This window comes from Streptomyces sp. NPDC050508 (assembly GCF_040655155.1).
GTDB lineage: Bacteria > Actinomycetota > Actinomycetes > Streptomycetales > Streptomycetaceae > Streptomyces.
In genome coordinates this window covers 129,952-148,579 of record NZ_JBFAJJ010000009.1, presented here as the reverse complement: position 1 = coordinate 148,579, position 18,628 = coordinate 129,952, and the positions used below count along the sequence as shown (strand labels likewise).

At 68.5% G+C, this 18,628-nt stretch carries 18 protein-coding genes and 1 tRNA gene; 5 read left to right on the top strand and 14 right to left on the bottom strand.

Features of this window, described 5'->3' with window-relative positions; all coding sequences use genetic code 11:
• Positions 1-240: 240 nt before the first annotated feature.
• From AB0I69_RS25945 to AB0I69_RS25910, 8 genes are all read right to left on the bottom strand, one after another.
• Positions 241-741: an NUDIX domain-containing protein gene (locus AB0I69_RS25945; protein ID WP_363098305.1), complete on the bottom strand. Its 501-nt coding sequence runs from the start codon at positions 739-741 to the stop codon at positions 241-243.
• 153 nt (positions 742-894) lie between these two features.
• On the bottom strand, positions 895-1,938 hold the full coding sequence (locus AB0I69_RS25940) for a serine hydrolase domain-containing protein (protein ID WP_363098304.1): 1,044 nt from the start codon (positions 1,936-1,938) through the stop codon (positions 895-897).
• Positions 1,939-2,058: 120 nt separating this feature from the next.
• The gene (locus AB0I69_RS25935) at positions 2,059-3,174 is read right to left on the bottom strand and encodes a glycosyltransferase family 4 protein (RefSeq protein WP_363098067.1); all 1,116 of its coding nucleotides are present in this window, start codon (positions 3,172-3,174) and stop codon (positions 2,059-2,061) included.
• Positions 3,171-3,707, bottom strand: coding sequence for a deoxycytidine triphosphate deaminase (locus AB0I69_RS25930; RefSeq protein WP_363098066.1), 537 nt, complete (start codon positions 3,705-3,707; stop codon positions 3,171-3,173). Before AB0I69_RS25930 ends, AB0I69_RS25935 begins: the two co-directional genes overlap by 4 nt.
• On the bottom strand, positions 3,704-4,243 hold the full coding sequence (dcd, locus tag AB0I69_RS25925) for a dCTP deaminase (RefSeq protein ID WP_363098065.1): 540 nt from the start codon (positions 4,241-4,243) through the stop codon (positions 3,704-3,706). The genes AB0I69_RS25930 and dcd overlap by 4 nt, the downstream gene beginning before the upstream one ends.
• Positions 4,240-5,469, bottom strand: a complete 1,230-nt coding sequence (locus tag AB0I69_RS25920; RefSeq protein WP_363098064.1) for a bifunctional metallophosphatase/5'-nucleotidase — start codon at positions 5,467-5,469, stop codon at positions 4,240-4,242. Before AB0I69_RS25920 ends, dcd begins: the two co-directional genes overlap by 4 nt.
• The gene (locus AB0I69_RS25915) at positions 5,466-6,749 is read right to left on the bottom strand and encodes a UDP-N-acetylglucosamine 1-carboxyvinyltransferase (protein WP_363098303.1); all 1,284 of its coding nucleotides are present in this window, start codon (positions 6,747-6,749) and stop codon (positions 5,466-5,468) included. The genes AB0I69_RS25920 and AB0I69_RS25915 overlap by 4 nt, the downstream gene beginning before the upstream one ends.
• Positions 6,750-6,788: 39 nt before the next feature.
• Positions 6,789-7,220 carry an ATP-binding protein gene (locus AB0I69_RS25910; protein WP_363098063.1) on the bottom strand — a complete coding sequence of 144 codons (432 nt, stop codon included), beginning with the start codon at positions 7,218-7,220 and terminating at the stop codon, positions 6,789-6,791.
• 176 nt (positions 7,221-7,396) lie between these two features.
• Here AB0I69_RS25910 and AB0I69_RS25905 point away from each other — a divergent pair, with 176 nt between their 5' ends.
• Together AB0I69_RS25905 and AB0I69_RS25900 are read left to right on the top strand one after the other, a co-directional pair.
• Positions 7,397-8,668, top strand: coding sequence for a helix-turn-helix transcriptional regulator (locus AB0I69_RS25905; RefSeq protein WP_363098062.1), 1,272 nt, complete (start codon positions 7,397-7,399; stop codon positions 8,666-8,668).
• On the top strand, positions 8,665-9,210 hold the full coding sequence (locus AB0I69_RS25900) for a flavoprotein (RefSeq protein WP_363098061.1): 546 nt from the start codon (positions 8,665-8,667) through the stop codon (positions 9,208-9,210). The genes AB0I69_RS25905 and AB0I69_RS25900 overlap by 4 nt, the downstream gene beginning before the upstream one ends.
• Here the strand turns inward: AB0I69_RS25900 and AB0I69_RS25895 are convergent, their stop codons facing one another.
• The 5 genes from AB0I69_RS25895 to AB0I69_RS25875 form a co-directional block, all read right to left on the bottom strand.
• The gene (locus AB0I69_RS25895; RefSeq protein ID WP_363098060.1) at positions 9,211-10,920 is read right to left on the bottom strand and encodes a mobilization protein; all 1,710 of its coding nucleotides are present in this window, start codon (positions 10,918-10,920) and stop codon (positions 9,211-9,213) included. It abuts the gene before it with no gap.
• Complete coding sequence (gene mobC, locus AB0I69_RS25890) at positions 10,917-11,561, bottom strand: plasmid mobilization relaxosome protein MobC (RefSeq protein ID WP_363098059.1); 645 nt, start codon at positions 11,559-11,561, stop codon at positions 10,917-10,919. Before mobC ends, AB0I69_RS25895 begins: the two co-directional genes overlap by 4 nt.
• Positions 11,562-11,606: 45 nt before the next feature.
• Positions 11,607-12,509 carry a DUF2637 domain-containing protein gene (locus AB0I69_RS25885; RefSeq protein ID WP_363098058.1) on the bottom strand — a complete coding sequence of 301 codons (903 nt, stop codon included), beginning with the start codon at positions 12,507-12,509 and terminating at the stop codon, positions 11,607-11,609.
• A gap of 365 nt (positions 12,510-12,874) precedes the next feature.
• Positions 12,875-14,167, bottom strand: coding sequence for a DUF3631 domain-containing protein (locus AB0I69_RS25880; protein WP_363098057.1), 1,293 nt, complete (start codon positions 14,165-14,167; stop codon positions 12,875-12,877).
• Between the two features lie 233 nt (positions 14,168-14,400).
• Positions 14,401-14,640, bottom strand: coding sequence for a hypothetical protein (locus tag AB0I69_RS25875; RefSeq protein WP_363098056.1), 240 nt, complete (start codon positions 14,638-14,640; stop codon positions 14,401-14,403).
• A 112-nt stretch (positions 14,641-14,752) separates the two neighbouring features.
• Between AB0I69_RS25875 and AB0I69_RS25870 the strand changes: the two genes are divergently transcribed.
• Both AB0I69_RS25870 and AB0I69_RS25865 read left to right on the top strand, forming a co-directional pair.
• The gene (locus AB0I69_RS25870) at positions 14,753-15,418 is read left to right on the top strand and encodes a helix-turn-helix transcriptional regulator (protein ID WP_363098302.1); all 666 of its coding nucleotides are present in this window, start codon (positions 14,753-14,755) and stop codon (positions 15,416-15,418) included.
• A complete protein-coding gene (locus AB0I69_RS25865; protein WP_363098055.1) occupies positions 15,415-17,016 on the top strand; it encodes a site-specific integrase in 1,602 nt (533 codons plus the stop codon). The genes AB0I69_RS25870 and AB0I69_RS25865 overlap by 4 nt, the downstream gene beginning before the upstream one ends.
• Before the next feature lie 128 nt (positions 17,017-17,144).
• On the opposite strand, the gene AB0I69_RS25860 is transcribed toward AB0I69_RS25865, so the two are convergent.
• A tRNA-Thr gene (locus AB0I69_RS25860) sits at positions 17,145-17,218 on the bottom strand.
• Positions 17,219-17,457: 239 nt separating this feature from the next.
• On the opposite strand from AB0I69_RS25860, the gene ugpC reads away from it, so the two are divergent.
• Positions 17,458-18,594, top strand: coding sequence for a sn-glycerol-3-phosphate ABC transporter ATP-binding protein UgpC (gene ugpC / locus AB0I69_RS25855; protein WP_363098054.1), 1,137 nt, complete (start codon positions 17,458-17,460; stop codon positions 18,592-18,594).
• Positions 18,595-18,628 lie beyond the last annotated feature (34 nt).

Genomic DNA, 18,628 nt, shown 5'->3' with positions numbered 1-18,628 from the left:
AACACACTCGTGGACAAGCGGGGAGCGCTCGCCGACTGGGCCAGCGAGTTCACAGTCAACGCTGGGGGTCGGCCCGCCAGGACTGCTGCACAATCGGGTGGCATCTGAACTAGCTTGCCTTGCAGAGCAGGCCGGAGGTGCGCCGCGGTCCAGACGTTCACGATATCGACCAGCACGTAGGCGTAGACCTTGCTGCAATCTAACTGTTCGCGACCTTGGCACACTGGGCCATGGGCGTCCTCATCGCCAGCCATCTAGGGAGACTTCCGGCCCGCCAGCGAGATAGCAGTGCAAGGCGCTGGCAGTGGTGTCGACGAAGTCCTCAGGGATGGCATCTGCGTCGATCCATCGGACTTGGGCGTGCTTGCGAGCCTCGCGGTTTTCGGGTTCGCCGGTCCATTCGTGGGCGGCGAAGACGACGGTGAAGAAGCCGTTGGGGGCTTCGACGCCCCAAGCGCCGTGGATGATGTGAGCGACCTTCAGGAAGTCCGGTTTCACCGTCAGGCCGGTCTCCTCGTACAACTCGCGTACGGCGGTTGCCGTGATGGGCTCGCCGGGTTCGCTCTTGCCGACGGGGAGGTCCCACATGCCCTGGGCGAACTTGGCGTTCTCGCTGCGCTGGAGGAGCAGAACCCGGTTGGTGGTCTTGTCGTGGACGATGACGGCGGCGACCAGCAGGGTCATGGATTCGAGGGCGGGCGGTAGGCGTTTAGGCTGATCGTCGCTGGTCCGCTGAGCCAAGGCTAGTGTCCCTTCGTCGCTCGCAGCCAGTTGCGAGGCGCGGTCCACCTCAGAACTGCTGCCTGATCCCTTCATCCTCGTGACCTCAACCTCCGTGTGACTACTTGCAGTCGGAGTCGTCTTCGAACCGGCGGCGTGAGTCGGTCCTCTGTCTCAGTCGAAGGCGAGTTCGCGGAAGGCGTTGCGAATCTCCGTGAGGGGCTGGCGGTCGCGGGTGTAGTAGAGCTTGTTGGTCAGCAGTGTGGCCCAGCGCCCCTGGTCGGGCGAGATCCACATGCCGGTTCCGGTGAAGCCGTAGTGCACCCAGACATCCTGGGTCGGCTCGGTACCAGGAGCCGGGTGCCAGAACAGGCCGCGTACGGGCTCCAGTTCACCGGTCTGGATCGTCAGCGACTCAGTCACCCAGGTCGACCCGAAGCCAGCCTGCTCAGATGCAGAGGTGCCGCCCAGCATGTAACGCAGGAAAGCGGCGAGATCGTCGAGGACAGTGAAGGCACCGGCGATGCCGCACACGCCGCCCAGGAGTCGTGCAGAGAAGTCGTGGGCGACGCCTTTGAGGTGAGTGCCGGTGTCCTGGTCGAGTTCGGTCGGCGCACACCGTGCGGCGATCTCCGAGGGCAGCGGCCCGAACCGGGTGGTGTTCCTACCGAGCGGCTGCCAGATCCGCTCCGTGGCGAGTTGGTCAAGGCGCTGGCCCGAGAGGTGTTCGGCGAGGTAGCCGAGGATGAGGGCGGCACGGTCGGTGTACTCGACGGCCTCTCCGGGCTGGCGGTGCAGTGCTTCCCTCAGTACGCCGTCACGGATGTCCTGCGGGTCGGTGCCGTAGAGGTTCTTGAGTTGGGCCCGCAGGGGGACGCCGGCCGTGTGGGTCAGCAACTGGCGGGCGGTTACCGATCCGAGCGCGTGGCCTTCGACCTCGGGCCAGAAGGTACCGAGGGGAGAGTCGAGGTCGAGCTTGCCTTCTTCCCAGAGGGAGCCGATGGAGGACCACACAGCGAGGATCTTGGTGAGGCTGGCGGCGTCGAAGACGGTGTCGGACCGCATCGGCATGTCCGGCTGCTCGGGGTCGAGGACCCCTGTGGCGCCGTGGACGTGAGTTCCGGCGGCGTCTCCGACGGCCCATACAGCGCCTGGGTAGACCTTGTCGCGGACGCCTTCACTCAGGAGCTCTTCGATGCGGTCGGTGCGGTACGTCATGGTCTCCCTGTTCGCAGTGGGCATCCCGCCGGTCAGCGTAGTGACGCGGGTGGGATGAGTGGAGGAACGGCATGCGGGGGCTGCCCCCGCCCCGCTGGATGGCCCGGTTTCTGTACCTGCTCAGGAGAGTTGGTGGCCGAGGTCGATCAGAGCTTGTGCGGCAACCGACAGTGGGTAGCGAGCAGCGTTCGCGTAGCCCGCCTGCCGCAGCGCGGAGAGTAGGCCCGGAGAAGCTCGCAGCCGATCCAGATCGCGGGCGAGGGCGGCCGAGTTGGTGAAATCGGTGGCCATTCCGGAGGCGGCGAGGGCCTCGCTGAGGCCGGGCACGGGTTGGTAGAGGACGGGCAGTCCACAGGCTTGGGCCTCCAGCGCGACCAGACCCATGGCCTCCAGAGTGGTCGACGGCATGACCAGCACGTCGTGTTCGGCGAACGCCTTCCACAGCTGTGGACGGCGTAGCCAGCCGAGGTAGCGGGGCCGTAGGCCGGCCCGTTGTAACAGCGGTGCCAGGGCGTGGAACTGGGCCCTGGGCGCAGCGACGCTCAGCTCGACACCTGGCACGGGCGCCAGGCTCTTGATCAGGGCGTCGCCTCCCTTCTCGGCGGTCAGCCGTCCCGCGTACAGCAGCCGTAGGTGGCTGGTGGAGGCACGAGTTGGCCGGGGTGGCGGGTCGGCGAGCAGGCGGTCGGGGATGCCCCAGGAAATGTGAGTGATCTTCCGGCGGTCGATCTGCGGGGCGAGCTTGAGTAGGCGGTCGGCCATTGCTCCTGTCGGTACGACGATCGCGTCCGCGGCTCTGGCGGTCTCGCGCAGGACGCGGAGTTGATCGTGGTGGGCCTCGGCGAAGAGCAGGTCGGTGCCGTGGACCAGGGCGATGCGGGGATGCAGGGGCAGGGCCCGGATCAGGGCGGGGGTGGCGCCGAAGGCGAGGTGCTGGAGGTGCAGGACGCTGATCTGATCTGGGTCGATCGCGGCTGAAAGAGCCTTACGCAGGGCTGCGACGTAACGACCGAAGGCCGGGCCTTCCAAGCACTTCCCGGCGACGGGCAGCAGGTCGAGCCCGGCCGGGAGGTGGTGCCTGAGATTCGGTGAGCCGAGCATGAACGCGCGTGCGGGGATCAGAGGGCGGTCGCCGGTGTAGAGATCGAGGAAGAGTTCGACGCTGCCGCCCGGGCTTCCGACGGGCAGGTCCAGCAGGGTGGCGGCCAGTGGCCCGGCGGCTGAGCGGGGACTCACAGGACTCCTCCGGGGATCTCCTCGTAGAGGCGGGAGATGTCGATGCCGTCCGTATCCGCGTACTTGGAAAGCTGCTGCTGGTAGCTGGTCGGCGTGCCGAAGGCGGTGAGGAAGACGAGCTTGCCGAAGGTCATCCCCGGATAGACCCGGACGGGCCTGGCGGCGCGGATCTCCAACGTCCAGCGGATGGCGTGGCCTTGGTGGCCGAGCGGGGCGGAGACGTGGACCCAGATGCCGAGTGCGCCGATGGTCCGGTCGCCGTTGAGCATCTGCGCGTACGTCTCCGAACCGGTCTTCTCCAGCGTGACGCCGAGGTAGAGCACGTCCGGCTTCAGCACCAAGCCCGCCGCGGGGATGGTCTGTTCGGTGAATGCAGTGGGGGTGGCGGCGTCCAGGTCACCGGCGCAGACGTGGAGCGTGTCGCCGAGCCGCCAGTCGTAGGCGTTCGGGGAGAGGCATGCGGGATCGTACGGGTCGATCGTGATCTCGCCGGCCTGAAGGGCAGCTCTGATTGCGGGGCCGGTGAGGATCATGAGGCGACCGCCTGCACCGGGGCGACGTCCCGCCAGTACTTCGACGGCTGCGGTCCTGTGGCGGCCTGGTACTTGCCTTGGTACGGGTCGATTTCACCCGTGGAGAGGAAGAACATGATCTGCGCGATCTTCATGCCGGCGTACACCCGTAGCGGACGGACTGGCGAGAGCATCAGCGTCCACTGGCCGTGGAAGCCGATGTCGCCGATGGGGGCGGTGATTTCGACGAAGAGGCCGAGCCTGCCGACCGAGGAGCGGCCGAACAGCAGCGGTACGAAGGAGTTGGAGCCGACCTGTTCGAGGGTGTGCCCGAGGTACAACTCGCCGGGTTGGAGCACGTGTCCGTCCGTCCCGATTTCCATCTCACGCGTGAGGTTGGGGCGGTAGGAGTCGATCACGGTGTCGGCGTAGGTCAGCAGGGTGGGGCCGAGGCGGACGTTGTAGCTGTTGGGGTTGACCTGCTCCAGCTCGAAGGGGTCGATGGTCAGGCGACCGTCGCGGGCAGCGGCGGTGATCTCGGGGCCGGTGAGGATCACTGCTCGCCTCCCTCGGTGGCGCCGCTGGGCAAGGTGGTGGCCAGGACGCGGCGTACTGCTTGGCTGAGCCGGAGCCCGGCTTGATGTGTTCGGCCGCCCAGATGGCTGTCGGCGAGGTAGCCCGTCGTCAGCACGCTGCTCATCGCCGACGGAAGAGGCGTGGGAGCGATGACCAACGGGCCCACGCATTCAGCGAGTTGCGTGAGCAGCTTGTCGTGGTCCTGGGCGTGCTCGTCAGGAAGGATGGCGTGGACGAGCTGGTTGTCGAAGGGCTCGATGGCCAACAGGTCGCCGAGGGTCAGCACTTCGCCGAGCGGTACGGAACGGAGCGCGGTCTCGTTGAGGATCACCGCGTCTGCGCCGAGGCCGGAGTGGAGTCGACCGGCGATCTCTCGCAGCAGACGGCTGCGGTCCAACTCCCCATTGCGGTAGGGCTCGTTCACGGTTCCGAGCGGACTCGCCAGCTTCCGGCTGAAGAGGGAGATCTTCTCCCGCACCGTGGCGAGGTCTCCGGGAACTGCGGTGGCATCGGGAAAGGTGCATGTGCGGGCGGCCCAGCCGCTGCCGCCCGGTTCTGCGGTGGCGTAGCCGACGCCGAGTTCGCGTCCCTTGACGACCAAGGTGTTGCCGATGCGCACAGGGCCGTAGGTATCGCTGTGGCAATGGCCGGCGAAGATGACGTCCGCGAACGGGCAGGCGGCGGCCAGCTTCAGGTCCTCCTCGAAGCCGGAGTGGGACAACACGATCCAGGCGTCGGCTCGGTGGTGGTTCTCCAGCATCACCTCGCGCAGGGCATGAGCCGGGTTGGTGACGTGATGGCCGTTGCGATCGCGGGTGGGGATCGTGTTGAACGCCTGGGGACCGATCACCGCGGTGATAGCGACGCGTTGGCCGCCGACCCGCTTGATGCGTACCCGGTCGAAGAGCGGTTTGCCGTTGTCGTCGGAGGCGTTGGCGCACACGGTCATCTCGTGCAGCCCTGGTTCGAAGTAGTGCGGCCAGCCGTGATTTCCAGGCGCGAGCAGGTCGTACAGGCTGGTGAGAATCTCGCGCTCGATCCGACCCTTGCCGAAACGGTAGTAGCCGCTCCCTTCGAAGAAGTCGCCGCAGTCCACGATCAGGCTCTCGGCCCTGGCGGTGTGGACGTGGGTGAGCATCGGCGTGGCCACGTCGAAGGCCGAGTGGACGTCGGTCGTAGCGATGATCTTCCGTAACCGTCGGCTCATGGGGTGACCTCGCAGATGTCGGCGCCGAGGGCGTGCAGTTTGGTGGGCAGGTCGGCGTGTCCGCGCCGGAGTTGGTCGAGGCCACCCAACGTGGTGACACCGCGTGCGGTGAGGCCGGCGATGAGCAGGGCGGAGCCCGTGCGGATGTCGGTGGCCTCCACTCCGGTGCCGGTCAGTTGCTGCGGGCCGGTGAGACAGCACTTGGTGGGCGACAGGTCGTGGATCTCGGCGCCGAGGCGGGCGAATTGGGGCAGGAGGTTGCCGTGGCGGCCGGGGTTGACGGTGTCGGAGAAGAGATGGGTGCCGGGGCGGGTGAGGGCCAAGGCCATCAGGGGCGGTTCGAAGTCGGCGTCCAGGCCGCCGGGGGCGAGGGAGGCGACGGCTCGTAGCGGCCGGCTGGTGGGGCGGGTGTCGTGGGCATGGATGGTCAGTACGTCGTCCTCGGTGCTCGCGGGCACACCGAGCTGTCGTAGAGCGCTGACCAGGGGAACGACGTCATCGCCGCGTACGCCGCAGATACGTGCCTCGCCGCCCGTCACTGCGACGGCACAGGCCAGCGTGCCTGCCTCGATCTTGTCGCCGGGCACCTTCCAGGCGATGGTCTCAGTGGGAGCGGATGGGGGTGGCGCGAGCGAAAGAAGGGACCCGCCGGCCCGGCACTGCCATCCAGCCAGCCGTATCGCCTCTACGACGCTGAGGACTTCCGGCGAGAGGTTGGGCCCTCCCAGCCGCAGTGGCCGTCCGGCCACGACGGCGCGCAGGACGGCGGCGATGGTCGCGCCTCGGGAGCGGAAGGGCAGCATGATCGAGACCGTTCCGGTCCGTGCGGCGGCTGCTTCCACGAGGTAGCCCCGGTCGTCGACGGTCGTACGGTCGCCGAAATGCTCGTAGACCGTGAAGTGCTGTTCCATGCCGCGTTCCCCGATCCGGCACCCGCCTGGCCAGGGAAGTCGGGCCCGACCGTAGGCGCCGAGCAACGCTGGTACGAGGTAGTACGAGGCTCGGATGCGTGCGGCGGTTTCGGGGTTGGGCCCCGGTTGCGGCCTGTCGCTGGGCAGGATGACCGCGGTGTGCGGATCGGTGACGGGGCGGGCCGTGTGCCAGCCGGACTGCTGGAGCAGGGTGAGCATCGTTTCGACGTCGGTGTTCGCCGGGACGTTGCCCACATGTACTGGGCGGTGCAGGGCCGCGGCGGCGGCCAGGAGGGGCAGGGCTGCGTTCTTGGACCCGTCGACTGTCACGGAACCGGTGAGAGAGGTGCCGGGCCGGATAGCGACCACTTCGGCGGCGACCGGGGGAATCCTTACGGCTGTCAACCGTCAACTCCTTTGCAGGGGAAGGCATCGTGAGGGTTGGTCCGGGCCGCTGATCTTGAACTCGGCCCAGCACCGCTTGCCGGATGGCAGTGGTTCGATCCCGTGGCGGTCTGCAAGGGCGGCGACGATGAACAGGCCCCGTCCGCCTTCCTCTTCCACGTCCGGCAGTCCGACCTGCGGGGCCTTGGAGCTGGCATCGGTCACCTCGATCAGCAGGCGTTCGTCGTTCAGGCGAGCGCCGGCCGAGATAGGGCCGTGGCCCGCGTGCCGTACCGCGTTGGCGAGCAACTCGGCGGCGACCAACTCCGCTGTCTCCAGGAGTTCCTGATCGAGAGAGGCGTCCCAGGCCCGTATCCCGATGGCGAGCTGCTGGCGCGCGGAGCTGGCGGCAGCAGGTGTGCCGTGAACGGGAAATTGGATCTGATGCGCTTCCATGAGCGGCCTCCTGGATCGGTGTGGCAGCTCCACGCAACCGCTTAGGAGGCAGGCGGGGCCACGCCGTGTGCCGGCGCCGCATGACTTATGCAGGAGCTGCATCGCGGTCAATTGCTGCTCGGTTACGCTCGGTTGAGCAGGCAGGATCGGCGACGGCAGAAGGGGCCGTGGCACAGATGGCCGAGGCACAGAGTGAAGCGAGACGGATCGGCGAAGTGATCCGTCAGGCCCGCGTGTTACAGCGGCGTTCGCAGACGGAGGTTGCCGCCGCCCTGGGGTACCACCAGTCGAAGGTGAGCCGTCTGGAGAGCGGCAGGGGCACCGAGGACGTGCGCACGCTGCGCGAGATCGCGCAGGTGCTGGACATTCCACCGCACCGTCTCGGTCTCGCCGCCTCCTCCGACACCAGCCCCGCTGACCCCGGAACAGAGGACATGCACCGCCGTACCTTCCTGGCCGCGAGCGTCGCAGCTCTCGCGGCTCCGCCGTCGTCCACCGCAGCGCACTTCGACCTGGTACAGGTCCTGCTGCCAAGCACGATCCCTGCTGCCACCGGGCAAGCCCTGGACATCGACGAGCTACGGGACCGGACACGGGACGTACGCCGGATGTTCTGCACGTGCGACTACACGGATCTGGAACGGACGCTGCCGGGCCTGATCACCGACCTGCGCCATGCCGCCGGAGGCTCATCCGGCTCGGCGGAGGCGTCCGGGTTGCTCGCCACCGCGTACCAGACGTCGGTAAGTCTGCTGCTGAAGCGATCCGATCAGGGCAACGCCTGGCTCGCGGCCGGTCGGGCCATGGCCGAGGCGGAGCGATCTGGGGATCCCATCGTCCTCGCCGCTAGTGTCCGCGTTCACGCCCACGTCCTCGTGCGCGAGAAGCACACCGCCCAGGCCGTGAACATGGTCCGCCACACTGCCGACCAGCTCACCGGTTCCTACGACCAGCGCTCGCCCCGGTACCTGGCAGCGGTCGGTCTGCTGTTGCTCCGTGGGGCGACCGCCGCCAGCAGAAACGGCGACCGCGCCACGACCCAGGACTTCCTCACCGAGGCCAAAGAGGTGGCGCGCTACGTCTCCTTCGACCGGCCCGACGCCTGGGCGAACTTCAGCCCCACCAACGTGGCCCTGCACGAGATCAGCGCGGCCGTCTCCTTTGGCGACGCCGGCATCGCGCTGGAAACCGCGCGGCCACTCATGCGGCGGCACATTCCCGTCCCCGAGCGCCGGGCCGCGCTCTGGGTGGAGACCGCCCGCGCCTACAGTCAGCAGGGCAGACTCGCCGACGGCTACCAGGCCCTGCGCATCGCCGAGAGCTGTGCGGCTCAGGACATCCGCCGCCCGGCCGTACGCGAACTGGTCGCCGACATGGCGGCCCGCGACCGGCGCCGGGCACTGCCCGAGCTGCACCACTTCAGCCGCCAACTGGGAGTGCCAGCGTGAGTGATCAGCCCGACAAGCCGTTCCTCCAGATCGTCGTCTGCGCGGCCGGGGTGGCCGCCGACGTCGGCAAGCTGATCACCGCAGCGCACGAGCGGAACTGGGATGTCGGTGTCGTCGCCACCCCTCAAGGGCTCGGCTTCCTCGACGTCGACGCGATCGAGGCGCAGACCGGTCTCCCCATCCGCTCGGCCTGGCGGACACCGGACCAACCGCGCCCGACCCGCCCCGCAGACGCGATCGCGGTAGCCCCGGCCAGCTTCAACACCGTCAACAAATGGGCCGCTGGGATCTCCGACAACCTCGCCCTGGGCATCCTGTGCGAAGCACCCGCCATGGGCGTACCGATCGCCGTACTGCCGTACCTGAACTCCGCCCAGGCCGCCCACCCCGCATACCGCCAGAGCCTGGAGCGATTGCGCGAGATGGGCATCCTTATCGGGTCGTACGAGCCTCATCGGCCGAAGGCCGGCGGTGGGGCGGATCGGTATCGCTGGGAGGAAGTGCTGGAGCTGCTTGCCCCGAAACTGTCCGCGAGGTCGTAATCAGCGCCGCCTTCCTTGCGGCGGTTGCGAGGTCGGGAGGGCGGCGGGTGTGTGGCCTGCGGCATCCGGGAGTTGTGGTGTGCTGCCGCCCCGTACTGTGCTGCGAGCCTGTGCCGCACGGGCTCGTGCGCTCGGTGCCGGTCGTGTGCTGAGGCGTCGGATGCGCCAGGTCAGGACTCGTGCCGGGGAGTCGGCGTCGTCCAGGGCGCGCTGGTCCGCGGCCTGTTGGAGGAGCTGCTGCGGATCGTGGCCTGCTGCCTCGGCCTCGGCGAGGGCGGCGGTGAGGGCGCCGAAGGCGCGGTCTTTGACGACATTCTCGGCATGGTCGGGGACAGCTTGGCGCAGGTGGTAGATGTGCCGGTCCACAGTCTGCTGCGGTGGTCGGCGTTGGGCGAGGGCAGCCAGCGGTACGGCGGCTGCTCGGTCGTAGGCGGCCTGGAGGTGGACCAGGGTCTGGCGGGCGGCGGCAACCTGCTGGTCGTGGTGACGGAGCTGGTGCCAGCGGGCGGCGGCGATGACGACGAGGATCGCCGCGTCGAGGAACATCGCCAGGACGGCGCCGTCTTGGGGAGCGGGTTCGCGGAGCATCGCGCGTACGGCGCCGCGCAGGGCTCGGGCGTGGTGGTGTTCGGCGTGGATGCGGGAGCGGGTGGCGCGCTCGAACGAGGTTGCCGCCTCTCGGAGTTGAGGACGTATGGCTTGGGGTGTGACGAGGGGCAGGGCGTCGAGAGCTTCACCGAAGGCGGCGAGGTGACCTTGGGAGGCTTCGTCGTCGGGTTGGTCGAAGTGGTGGGGGATGCGTTCGGCTGCGGCGGTGGCCTGGTGCCAGGGGTTGGGCCTGCGCCTGTCCGACTGGACGGTGGGCTGCGGCCCTATGCTCGCCAGGCGTTCTTGGATCTTGGGGAGGGACAGGTCCGGGGCGAGTTTGGAGCCGGAGTACCAGATGGGACCCTGGGCGTCATCCGCGACGGCCACCTTGTATCCGCGTACGTCGCCTGAGGGGAAGTGCACGACCTCGACGAGTACGCCGTCGAGGCGGCTGAGCAGGTCGACGAACTCCTCGATGGTGGAGGCGGCGGCCACGGCGGTGCGGACGGTGGCACGCAGGCGTTCGCGAGCGGTCGTGTCGTGGCCGGCGCGGCGGGCCTTCTCCTGTTCGGCGCGAGTGGGGCGCTTGGCGGCGGTGCGGTCTCCGCGGACGACCTGGAAGAGGCCGCACTCCTTCTCGATGGCGGCGAGTTCACGGTCGGCAGTGAGGTAGTCGTTCCAGTGGCGGGCCGTACGCAAGTCGGCACGGACCTTGGTGGCGGCGATGTGGATGTGGTCCGGCGCATGGCGGACGGCGACCCAACGACAGCCGTCCGGATCGTCAACGGGAGCGATGCCGGTGGCCGCGACGACCCGGCGGGCGATGTCGGCCCACTCCTCGTCACTGAGGTGGCGGTCGGATTCGGCGGCCCGGATCGAGCAGTGCCACGTGTGCTTCTCGGGGGCGCGGCCCAGTCGCCGGGCCTGTTTGACGTGCAGGTCGAGGTCGGCCACGAGGAGCCTCTTCGTGGCTTCGAAGTCGTCGGTGCGGCCGGGGTCGGGGGCGAAGCCGTCCCAGGAGGCGACCAGGTGGGGGTCGGTGTGGTTCTTGGCCTTCTTCGTGTCGAACAGGTACCGGATCAGGCCCGCGGTGTCCGTGCCGCCGCTGATCTTCGCGATCATCGGGCGGACCTTTTGGCGACGGCTTGGTTCGCGGCGGACGCGATGTGGCGGACGGTGGCGCTTACTGCGTCCAAGGTGGGTTCGACCTGGGCCAGCATGGCGTTGTCCCCAGGGTGTGGATGGCCGCCGGAGTGGAGCTTCTTGGTGATCTGGTTGATGTTGTGGCCGATCTTGGCGACCTCGCGGCGCAGGGCGGTCAGTTCGTCGATGTAGTCGTCGAGGGGTGTGCGCTGGCCGGGGAGGGCGAGGTCGCCGTGGAGGTGGGCCATGACGACGGCGCCGATGTAGTGGGCGCCGGCGATGTTCAGGGACCGGGCCTTGGCGAGGATCGCGGTCTTCTCGTCGGCGCTGTAGCGCACGTCGACGCGTTCTTTGCGCTGGACGGGTTCGCGCTGACGGCGGCGGGCGACACGGTGCAGCGCGGCGGCATCGGCGGCTCGGGGCAGCAAAACGGCGGGGGTCTCGACGAGCCTGTCCTTCTCGGGCACCCTCTGGTGCCCGAGCCCCTCCGCCACCCCTGGGGCGGAGGCACCCCCGTTGGACCGGCCCTTGGACGGTCCAATGGGATACCTTGCTGGCTGGGTTGCGGTGGTGGTCATCTCCCGCTGAGAAGTGGGGAGTTCGTAGCCCGGGTTGTGCATGAGGGGGTTCTCCGTGGCGCGTTCGTGGGGCGGGAAGCGGTGGACTCAGAAGGCGCGGGCAGATGCCCTGTCGTGTTCGGCCTGCCGCTGAGAGGCGGCCTCGTCGAGTTCGGTCTGCAAGGCGTCTTTGACCTTTTCCGCGTCGGCCCTGCCGATGGACAGGCCCTTGTCTCGTATCGCCGCTTCGATGTGGCGGCGCGAAGCACGGCCTCCCCGTCCGAGTGGCGCGGTGCGGGCGATGGTGAGGAACTCCTCGGAGACCGTGCTGAACTCTTTGCCTTCCGGCTCGTCCGAAGGATGCGGGAGCTCCGGCAGGTTGGTGGCGTCCTGCGCCACGTCGGAGTGCCGGTCCGCCGCTTCGAGGGCAGCTGGCTGCGGCTGACCGGAACCGTCTCCCGCGAGACTGACTATCTGGGTGCCGTTGTGGCTGCTGTCGGCAGCGTTGTGGCGTTGAGTGGCGTCGGCGGGCTCGGCGACGAGCTGGTGGATCTGCCGCATCAGGACACCGAAGGCCAGCAGCGCGGCGGTCGGCGGGACCGCGGCGACCACGTAGTCGAGCAGGGGCACGGCGCCGGTGCCACCCGTGCCACTGACGCCCGCCACGTTGAGTGCGATGGAGCCGACCGATCCGGTGGCGGTGAGGGCGATGGCCCACCCGTCGGTCGCTTGACGCAAACCAGCGCGGAGCATGAGCAGTTCGCCCGCGACGATGAACGCGTCCAGGGTCGCCGGCCAGGCCCACTGGCGGACCGGGGAGTTCCTGAGCCCGTGTTGTCCGGCGACCTCGGCGAGATGCGCGTACGAGAGCCAGAACCCACCGGCCGTGAGGGCCACGATGACCACGCCCGCTGCGATGAGCGTGAATCGCTCGGCGGCCTCCTGGATCGTGGTCGGCCCTCCCTCGTCGGGGCGTTCGTCTCGGTTGCTGGCGGTGGAGATGTTCGTCAAGCGGGGTGCTCCTGGGCGTTGGCGTGGTCCGTCTTTGCCGTCTTGGCCGTTGCAAGCGCAGGTCAGGGCAGGTACGGCACGAGGTTTGGTCTGCCGTCTCGGCCGATGCCGGAGGCGTTCTCCGGCATCGGCCGAGACGGCTTAGTAGTGCTGTGCCGTCCTAGCGGTTGACGCTCTGACCTGCGGCGATACGGCGGGGACGGGCGGGACGGCACAAGACGGATCGGGACGTGGTCCCGGCCGGGCAGCGCGGCCTTCATGATCGCGTTGCCGTCTTGCCCCCGGTTTCCGTCTTGTCTGCATGCCGTTTGACCTGCGGGATCACGGCAGGGACGGCAGGGACGGCCACCCGGAGGATGCGGGGCTCAGCCCGAGGCGGGGGCGGTAGGCCCGGCGTCCACCGGGTGGACGGTGGGGCAGTAGCGCCGCCAGGCGTCGAGGAACTTATTGCGCATGTAGCCCTTGCGCTGGGTTCCGTCGGCGAGGCGGACGTTGCCTGGCTTGATGACGTACGGGCTGAGCATCCGTGCCAGGTCGCGGGAGTCCAGCCCGTTGCGCCCCCGCTCTGCCCACGGGGCCTCGGCGTCCTTGCGCAGGTGGTACAGCAGCTCGTCCGTGGAGAGGCTGTCCGCCTCGCGCTGAGCGACGAAGACCCGGCGGATGTCGGCAAGGATCCGCGCTCCGCCCGGTCGCTCCTCCTCCACCTCGACCTCTGTGGCCACCATCCGCGCACACGCCGTACGGGCGCGGCGGGGCCAGGACCCGGCGGCCAGGTCGGCGACGATGACCAAGGGCTCCCAGGTGTCAGCCGCCCGGTCTTCCACCGGCATGACCGGCTCCAGCTCTGCCGCCTCGTCCAGCAACGGCCTGGCCCAGGCAGCGATGCGGTCCCGCAGTTCATGCAGGGCCGGGATGTCGCGGCGGGAGCGGAAGGGCTTGACCTTCTCGCCCTCGGCCCGGCGCCGCATGCGGATCACGATGGCCCGGTCCATGATCGTGTCGGGCAGGTCGCCGATGCCCGCGATGGCCGCCATGGCGAAGGTCGCGAAGCGGTGCGGGGTGTGGTCGTTGCCCACGACCCGGGTGACGTACCGGTTGCGCTGGTGGCCGGCGTTGAGCAGGCCGCGCATCTCCTCGTTCTTCTCGGCCACCTTCGGGGTGCCGAAGATGGTGTCCGCCTCGTCCACCAGGAGTGTGGGCGGGTTCTCCTCGGTGATCGACCGGAAGATGGCCGCCGGTGTGGTGTTGATGGTGATCATCGGCTCGTGGACCGTCTCGGTCAGCACGTCCAGCAATCGCGACTTGCCGCACCGCTTCGCCGGTCCCACCACCGCCAGACGCGGCGCGTGCTGCCACGCGGGCTGCAGATGCGTCGCCACCACCCACAGCGTGACCGCGTCCAGCGCCTCCTGCGAGGGCAGGATCACGAACTTCGCTATCTGCGCACGCAGTTCGTCCAGCAGCGCCGAGCCGGGCGTCGGCTCAGGATCCGGCACAGTCTCCTCGGCAGGCTGTTCCACCGAAGTGGCGTCAGGCGCACCGTCGTTGGCGGTCGGCGGGGCTTCGCCGGTGTGGTGGCCGAGCTGGCCGGGGATGGTGACGGGCGGCCACGAGGGCTTGTCGGAGTCGGAATAGGGCTCGGCTCCCGCATGTTCCACGGGGCAGCTCCTCGTCTGGCGGTGGCGGGCGTGTGCGCCCTGGCCGCCGGGTTGGTTCTTCACGGGCCGGTTGGGGTTGCTCGGGCCTCCGGCGTTGCATCGCCGGGGGCCCATCCCCGTCTCGCGGGCACCAGGCCATCGCGAGGGAACACGGACCGTACGTCCACACCCGGCAACAGTCCAGCGTTTCTGTGTCAGCTCAGCGCAGAACGGTTTGGTACGGTGCCGCGTCATCACGCCGCCAGACCCAGCAGATCGAGCAGATCCGCGGTCACGACCCGGTAGGCGTTGCCGAGCCGCAGCACCTTGCACGGGTACTCGCCCCGCTTCGCCAGCTCATAGCCCTTGCTCCGCCCGAGCCCCAGAGCACGGTTGCCTGTGTCCAGGTCAACGGACACGGGGAGGGCGAGAAGCTCGTCCCGACTCATCCCCTTCGAGTCCTTCATCCGTCCGGCCGTCGCGTCTTCGCGCATACAGTGCGCCCCTTTTCGGTACAGCCCTCGGCGAACGTGGCCCTCACGTCCGGCTCCAGGCGTCTACCAACCATCATCGGGAAGCTAATGTGTCTTTATGACACAACGCGATATGGACGCTGATGAGGACGACGTTCCCGAGTGGGAGGACCGGGTCAAGGCCAACGTCGCCGGCGAAGTCCGGCGCAGAAGAAAGGAGATGGGATGGAGCGCACAGGACTTGGCCGACGCCTGCGAGCAGCTCGGGCATCCCATCCCGCGCAACGTGATCGCCAACATGGAGTCCGGCCGCCGGGCCACCCTGCCGCTGGTGGACGTCATCGTCCTGGCCGCCGCCCTGGAGACGTACCCGGTCTGCCTGATCTTCCCGGTCGGCTACGTCGAGAGGACCCAGGAACTCCCCTTCCAGGAACTCGTGCCCACCTGGGACGCCCTGCGGCGCTTCACCGGCAACGAGGACATTCCCTTGCACGACGCAGGGCTGGTCCCCGACTTCGAAGTGCACGACAACCTCGTACGCACCGCTCTGGCCGCCCTCGAAGAAGCGGAACAGGCACGGTTCGCAGCCAAAACGGCAAGCAACCGCGCCCAGGAGGAGGAAGCCGAGCGCAGGCGGACCAAGTACTCCGACGAGGCCATCTCCGCGAAGTACAAACTGCGCTACCTCCGTCGCGACCTCCGCGACGAAGGTGCCACCCCGCCCCCTCTCCCACCCGCCCTGGCGGACGTCGACCCGCCCGAACCCGACCCCAACACCACCCCGGAGGAACGCCTTTGAAGGGCTCCACCTACCGCCGCTGCTCCTGCCGCGACCCCAAGACCGGCAAGGAACTCGGCACGTCCTGCCCCAAGCGCAACAGCAGGAACCACTGCACCTACTCCATACGCCAGGAGCTGCCACCCCGCGAGGACGGCAGCCGACGCTCCTTCGCCCGTGGCGGGTACACCAGCCTCAAGGCGGCCCAGGCCGATCTCGACCACGTACGCGCCCTCATGGCGCTCGCCGAGTCGGACGACCCTGAAGGCGTCCAGCTGATCGCCGAGATGCTGTCCGAGGTCAGCCGCGACAAGCTGCCGCTCCCCGACGTGGAGGAGACCCGGCGTCGCCTCAACGCCGGCCAGGACCTCGTCGGCAGCCTCACCGTGAGTGAGTGGCTGGACCGGTGGCTCGCGGGCAAGCGCATCCGGAAGTCAGGCGTCAGCCGCTACGAGACCGACGTCCGCGTCCACCTCAAGCCCCACATCGGCGACCGGCGCCTCGACCGGCTGCGCGTGAGCCACCTCAGCGAGATGTTCACCGCCATCACCGACGCCAACGCCGAGATCCTTGAGCAGAACGCCCAACGGCGTTCGGCAGTCGAGGAGTTGGCGGCCGTGCCGTGGAAGGGCATGGAGAACCGCGCCCGCCGCAAGGCCATGAAGGCAGCGATCGACGCGATGCCGCCCTTCCGTCGCGTCACCGGGCCGTCCACACGCCAGCACGTCAAGGCCACGCTCCGCGCCGCCCTGAACGAGGCGATCGGCCAGCAGATCATCACGTTCAACCCGGCGGCCCACGTCGAGATCGACCCCGTACGCAAGCCGAAGGCCCTCGTCTGGACGGACGAGCGGGTCGCGCGGTGGCAGCAGACCGGCGAGAAGCCCTCCCCCGTCATGGTCTGGACGCCGGAACAGACCGGCGCCTTCCTCGACTTCGTCGCCGCGGACCGGCTGTACGCCATGTGGCACCTGATCGCCTTCCGCGGCCTGCGTCGCGGCGAGGCGTGCGGCCAGCCCTGGTCGGAGACCAACCTCGACCGGCACTCCCTCACCGTCACCGGCCAACTCGTCCAGGACGGATGGGACGTCGAGGCGTCCGAACCGAAGACCGACAGCGGCTTCCGCGTCGTGGCCCTGGACGACGACACCGTCAAAGTCCTGGAGCGGCACCGCAAGGAGCAGGAAGCGGACCGCGAGGAATGGGGACCGGCCTGGGTCGACACCGGTCTCGTCTTCACCCAGGAAGACGGCTCCTGGCTGCACCCTGGCAAAGTGACCGACCTCTTCGAGCGGCTCGTCGCCGCCTCCGGCCTCCCGCCGATCCGGCTCCACGACCTCCGTCACGGCGCGGCCACCCTCATGCTCGCCGCCGGCATCGACGTGAAGATCGTGTCGGACACCCTCGGGCACAGCGACACCCGCATCACCCGGGACATCTACCAGAGCGTTCTCCCCCACGTCGGCAAGAGCTCCGCCGAGGCCACCGCCAAGCTGGTCCCGCTCCAGCGCAAGTCCGAGGCGGAGAAGGCCCGTAAGGCCGCTCAGAAGGCCAAGGAGAAGGCGAAAGCCCAGGCCAAGGCGAAGAAGAACAAGGCGCGGAAGAAGCCCAAGAAGTAGGGCACCGAGCCGCGCCGCTCACGCATCGCTCACGCAAGCCGTCCCACGGCACCCCAGCCGTGCGACGCGTCACGCCCCGAGCAACACAAAAGGCCAGGTCACGGGCTATGTGACCTGGCCTTCGCCGGAGCCCCCTGTCGGATTCGAACCGACGACCTACGCATTACAAGTGCGTTGCTCTGGCCAACTGAGCTAAGGAGGCCTGCGCGATACGTGCGTACCCGAGACGCGCGCGATCGCGATCACGTGCCCGTGCAGTGTACCCAGGTCCCCACCACCCCCTGTCGAAAATTTCCGCGAAGTTCACATGGCCTCGGGTACTGACAGACCGGGCAAACGCCAGGTACCGTCCGTACCCAGTTCACTCGCGTGGACTACACCACCACCTTCCTACAACGGATCGTCCGGCACGTTCCTGCCGGTAGAAGGGGGCCCTTCACCATGGCCACTGTTTCGTTCGACAAGGCGACCCGGATCTACCCGGGCACCGAGAAGCCCGCCGTAGACGGTCTGGAGATCGAGGTCGGGGACGGCGAGTTCCTCGTCCTCGTCGGTCCGTCCGGCTGTGGCAAGTCCACCTCGCTCCGGATGCTCGCGGGGCTTGAGGACGTCAACGCCGGCGCCATCCGCATCGGTGACCGCGACGTCACGCACCTGCCGCCGAAGGACCGGGACATCGCCATGGTGTTCCAGAACTACGCGCTGTACCCGCACATGACGGTCGCCGACAACATGGGCTTCGCGCTCAAGATCGCCGGCGTCAACAAGGCCGAGATCCGCCAGAAGGTGGAGGACGCGGCGAAGATCCTCGACCTCACGGACTACCTCGGCCGCAAGCCGAAGGCGCTCTCCGGCGGTCAGCGCCAGCGTGTCGCGATGGGTCGCGCCATCGTGCGTGAGCCCCAGGTCTTCCTCATGGACGAGCCGCTGTCGAACCTCGACGCCAAGCTCCGTGTCTCCACCCGTACGCAGATCGCCTCGCTGCAGCGCCGCCTCGGCATCACCACCGTCTACGTCACCCACGACCAGGTCGAGGCCATGACGATGGGCGACCGGGTGGCCGTACTGAAGGACGGTCTGCTCCAGCAGGTCGACTCGCCCCGCAACATGTACGACCGCCCCAAGAACCTCTTCGTGGCCGGCTTCATCGGCTCCCCCGCCATGAACCTGATCGAGGTCCCGATCACCGACGGCGGCGTGAAGTTCGGCAACTCGGTCGTCCCCGTCAACCGCGAGGCGCTCAAGGCCGCCACCGACAAGGGTGACCGTACGGTCACGGTCGGCGTCCGCCCCGAGCACTTCGACATCGACGAGCACAACGGCGAGGCCGCGAAGTCCCTCACCAAGGACTCCGAGGACGCCCCGGCCGGTCTCGCGGTCACCGTGAACGTCGTGGAGGAGCTGGGCGCCGACGGTTTCGTCTACGGCAGCGCCAAGGTCGACGACAACATCACGGACCTGGTCGTCCGCGTCAGCGGCCGCTCGGTGCCCGAGAAGGGCGCCACGCTCCACGTGGTCCCGCGTCCGGGTGAGATCCACGTGTTCTCGACCTCCACGGGCGAGCGCCTCACCGACTGATCAAACGTTCCCAGGAAGGGCCCCGCGGTTCACC